Source organism: Spirillospora sp. NPDC048823 (genome assembly GCF_043198445.1).
Taxonomy (GTDB): domain Bacteria; phylum Actinomycetota; class Actinomycetes; order Streptosporangiales; family Streptosporangiaceae; genus Spirillospora.
In genome coordinates, this window is the sequence record NZ_JBICUT010000039.1 from 1 (window position 1) to 4,154 (window position 4,154).

Annotated in this window: 5 protein-coding genes; all 5 read right to left on the reverse strand. The window is 62.9% G+C overall.

Annotated features, from left to right (window positions below; translation table 11 throughout):
* Positions 1-296: 296 nt before the first annotated feature.
* The 5 genes from ACGFK0_RS37550 to ACGFK0_RS37570 all read right to left on the reverse strand — a co-directional run bounded on the left by ACGFK0_RS37550 (position 297) and on the right by ACGFK0_RS37570 (position 4,077).
* On the reverse strand, positions 297-551 hold the full coding sequence (locus ACGFK0_RS37550) for a hypothetical protein (protein WP_392913521.1): 255 nt from the start codon (positions 549-551) through the stop codon (positions 297-299).
* Positions 548-2,185: a polymorphic toxin-type HINT domain-containing protein gene (locus ACGFK0_RS37555; RefSeq protein ID WP_392913529.1), complete on the reverse strand. Its 1,638-nt coding sequence runs from the start codon at positions 2,183-2,185 to the stop codon at positions 548-550. Before ACGFK0_RS37555 ends, ACGFK0_RS37550 begins: the two co-directional genes overlap by 4 nt.
* Positions 2,186-2,189: 4 nt before the next feature.
* Positions 2,190-2,606, reverse strand: coding sequence for a hypothetical protein (locus tag ACGFK0_RS37560; protein ID WP_392913523.1), 417 nt, complete (start codon positions 2,604-2,606; stop codon positions 2,190-2,192).
* A 205-nt stretch (positions 2,607-2,811) separates the two neighbouring features.
* Entirely contained in the window at positions 2,812-3,468 is a 657-nt protein-coding gene (locus ACGFK0_RS37565; protein ID WP_392913525.1) for a hypothetical protein, read from the reverse strand.
* Positions 3,469-3,942: 474 nt separating this feature from the next.
* Positions 3,943-4,077 carry a hypothetical protein gene (locus ACGFK0_RS37570; RefSeq protein WP_392913527.1) on the reverse strand — a complete coding sequence of 45 codons (135 nt, stop codon included), beginning with the start codon at positions 4,075-4,077 and terminating at the stop codon, positions 3,943-3,945.
* Positions 4,078-4,154: the final 77 nt, after the last annotated feature.

The following is a 4,154-nucleotide window of genomic DNA, read 5'->3' on the forward strand; positions in this document are numbered from 1 at the left end:
TGGTGGCGGCGATGTGCGCCGGCGCCGACAGCATCGATGACGCCGACCGGCTGCGGCACGGCGCGGTGCGGTGGCCTTCACCGGGGTTCGGGCGCCCTCCACGCTAGGTGACGGCAACGTTGACGGCAACAGGAGCTGCTGCCAACCGACACCGGCACCAATCACAGCGCCATCGGCCGCGGCTGCTCCGCATGGACTACCCTTCGCACGCCAACCGGGAAGGCACAGAGCCAACGATTCAGGCAGGACTTGACGCGAGCACGACCTAGCCGTTATTGCCTCACGAGAAAGCTGCGCTACAGGAGACCCAGCGCTTCCGGGAGATCAAGAGCTGTCGTTCTTCTCTCGAGATTCTGCTCCTCTTCCGCACAGTCTCGAAGCAACTCAACAATTGCCTGCCGATCTTCGATTGGTGCGGTCTGAAGAAGCGCAGCCACTGGCTCGAGGATACTGGCTGCAACATCTGGATCGATGTTCTCGTCATCACTGAGGTCGATTGACACAACCATCTCCATGATGACCTTCGCCAGCACACGCTCAACACTGGTCATGGCACTACGATCCTTACCTTGATATTCATGACTAGCTGTTGCCCAAGGATGGAACGGGCACGGGCTGCCTGAGCGGCATTAGGAACCTCCCACACCCCTGTTAGGCCATTCTGCTCAAGCGCAAGGGATTGGTTCTGAGCCTGCCTAAATGCTTTATTGAAAGTAGTGACGGCAAGCTTCCTGTCAATCATGACGCCATTGACAGCATCATATCCGTCAAACTTGACTTGAGAGAGATTGCTACCGCCAGCCTTGTAGTACTGCAGCGCTGGAGCCACGCCTGACTGTGAACCAGCCGCTCCAGCATCATATGCCCGAGCTGCGGAGCTCATACTCGCGTTCTCCGCTACCCAATGGACATCGCCGTCACAGTTGTGGACGAGGACTGACGTGCCGCCAGCCCCTACATAGTACGTGTGGTCACCGAAGACGGTGAGGTTGTGGACGCGCTGGTTCCGGGTTCCTGTGGTGACGGCGGTGATCTGAATCCAGGTGCCGGTGTTGGTTCGGAGCCACATGCCGGGTTTGAGGTCTTCGGCATCTGTCCAGCGTCCGTAGTCGGGGAGCCAGAAGGGGTGTTCGTCGGTGGCGGTGATGTCGGCGGTTTTGTCGCCGTGTTTGCCGTCGGTGTCGATGGTGATGGTGACCAGGCTCTTGTCGCCCTGGCCGGTGATGGTGTCGGTGACCTTGCGGGGGCGGGTGTCGCCGGTTTCGGGGTCGGTGGCGGTGACCTGGTCACCGATCTGGACGTCTTCGATGTCCTTGTGGGTGCCGTCGGCCATGAGCACGCCGGTGCCCGGCACGAAGCTGTTGGGTTTGCGGCATGCATTGGCCGCTTTGGAGGGTCCGCGAACCGAGCGCGCGGGTGCAGCCGCACCGCTCCCGGTCTTGGCGGCGGTTCCGCCCTTGGCGGGTATGGAGTCGGCGCTGGCCGACCCCTTGCTGGCCGAGGCGACGTCGTCGACGATCTGGCGGGCGACGGTGGCCGCCTCGTCGCCGCCGTTCCCCGCCAGTTTGGCGATGAGGCGTGCGCCGCCACGGGCTGCGAGTTTCCCGCCCATCTTGAGGGCGCCGGCGCCCTCAAAGGCTATCGAGGCGATCTCGGTGGCCCAGAACCCGGTCTTGAAGGCGCCGGAATCGGTGTCGACGCCGCCTTGCTGCAGGCGGTTCTGGAAGTCGCCGGACAGGCCGGGGCCGACTCCGAACCAGCCGGCCATCTCGATGGGTGCGGCGGGGCCGGCGAGAGCGAGGGTGTCGGTCACGGAGGTGGCTGCACCGGCGAGGCCGTTGCCGAGGTCTTTCCAGCCGAAGTGCCCGTTGTACTCGATGTTGCTGATGGGGTTGCCGCCGCCGAAGGCGTACCGGTTCATGGTGAACGGGTCGGTGGCCAGGCCCATGTCGGCCAGGGCACCGCCGTACATGTCGCGGGTGAGGAAGCGGTTCAGGCCGGGGTCGTAGTTGCGGAACCCCATGTCGTAGGTGCCTGAGCCCTGGTCCCAGCGGTGGGCGTTGAACCGGTAGGAGTTGTAGGGCTCGGCGTCGGGGTCCTGCGGGCCGGGCTTGTCGACGCCGGTGAACTTCGGTGGGTCTGCGAAATGACGGGCATGGGAAGAAGCCGCTGCCTGCTGCGATATGCGGTCAGAGGCTAGGGTTCAGCATGACGGCGGCAAAAAAGCGGACGTTGTGCTCCGCGCCTTCCTCGAAGCGTTTGAAGACCTTACCGAGCGGGTTGGCCCACCGGCCGTCAGGGAATCTGACGACGAAGGGGAAGGCGACCAATTCAGTCTCCTGCTGAACAGGCACGACCCATTGGCCACGGCCCTCCCTGAGAAGAACCTCCCCGAGATAGCAGCCGAATCCGAAGAGCGTCTCGGCGACCGCCTCAATGGGAGGCCCGTCCTGTCGAATTCCTTGGACGATGCCGTCAACCGCGTCCAAGCTCTCCACCGTGTAGTCCAATCGCACCTGGGAAATGTCCTGTGCGGCTTGCACGATGTCGGCGGCGAACCGGGGCGCGTTGGCCGTCACCGGCTCGTACTTCAATGAGAGATTCACTGCACCAGCCCTCCGCTACAGTCCCGGATATCCACCAAAACGGGCACGCTGCTGTCCCGCATTCTCACGATGATATCGTCCACGTGACCCAGGCCTATCAGCAAGTGGTCCAGACGCCCCTGCGAATGGCCTGGACGATGTCCACGACGAACGTCGGTGCATTCCCAGGACCGGATTCATACACGAGCGTCAGTGTCATTGAGCATCACAGCCGTTCCTGAGATTCCGGGATTTCGACCAACGCGCCCGAGTCGCGAAGTTGCCGGTCGAGTTCCGCCACCGCATCCAGTTCCGGGAACCGGCCGTCCTCGATGATATCGATCAGCAGGCCGCCATCGGCTGCATGCCGCGTACGTCCGGGCACCTCGCCGGATACCCGCGCACGGCGGTTCGACGACAGAAACGTAACGAACCCTGCTCGAGGCGTCTTGATCGCGATCTGCGGGTTCTCGCTCTGGGCATCAGTAAGTGCGTCATTATACACCTCACCCCAGTCGGGCTCGCACACTTCGGCCACCGTCCACAACAGGTCAGCCGCCATCGCCGTCCACAGGCTCTTCTGCTCCTCCTCCCAGACATAGAGCGTCAGAATCATGCTATTGCCCACAACATGTGGACCACGGGCGCCTATCGTGGACGACAAGGACACCCGAGGCAGATCACCATCGTCGATATGTGCTGCCATCGAAAATCCCAGGTGACCGCGAGGACCGAACTCCGCTTCACGATGAGCTAACTCCCGATGAAGACCCTCCGCAGTGAACTCCAGCGGTTGCGGCTCATCATCCGCATTCATCCACGAGGAGAACACCGGCCCCCCGATGCCGGTCAGCCACCGAGACAGGTCGACCCACCGTTCCACGGCAGCATCCACCGACTCCCCGCGCGGGCCCCAGAAGCCCCGGACCACGATCTCGTCTTCCAGAAGAATCGCCTCTTCTCCTAACGTACTGCTGATGACGGACAGAGATCTTGATGCCTCCCTTGTCGAAGTATTATTTGACCAGATCAGCGACCTGCTTGCTCGAGAAGGCCCTGTCCCTGCCGAGGACCTCGCTCACGCAGGTCAAGCGGCATGTTCGTATTCGTTGAGGGTTCCGCCCAGACGTTGCTTTCTTCGGACGTTCAGGTCGGCGACCTCGTCCGGTTCGGTGATCGGTGGAGGCAGTGGCCTAACCTCGATCTTTCATGGCGTCGGTTGGGCCGCGTAGCGGCCTGACCGGGTTTGTCCTTTGTGGTGGTGGTCAGGCCGGTGGCCCGGATGTCGCTCCGGGTCGGCGGGGTTCCACGGGCCCTGCGGGTCTCCTTCCTGTGTTGTCGGGTCGGTTGGTGCTGGTCAGCTGGGGTTGGGCAGTGCCGCCAGGCGTGCCAGGGCGTCGGTGATCAGGTTGGTCCAGGGCCAGCGCGCCGGGAGGCGCAGGATGTGTCGGCGTCCGGTGGTGATCAGTCGTCCGGTAGGTCGGGAATCCAAGCCTGGAACCTGTTCCGCTCAGGAGAGGAATGTCTTCGACTCTGAGCAAGCCGGTGCATAGGAGAGATCGGTCCTCT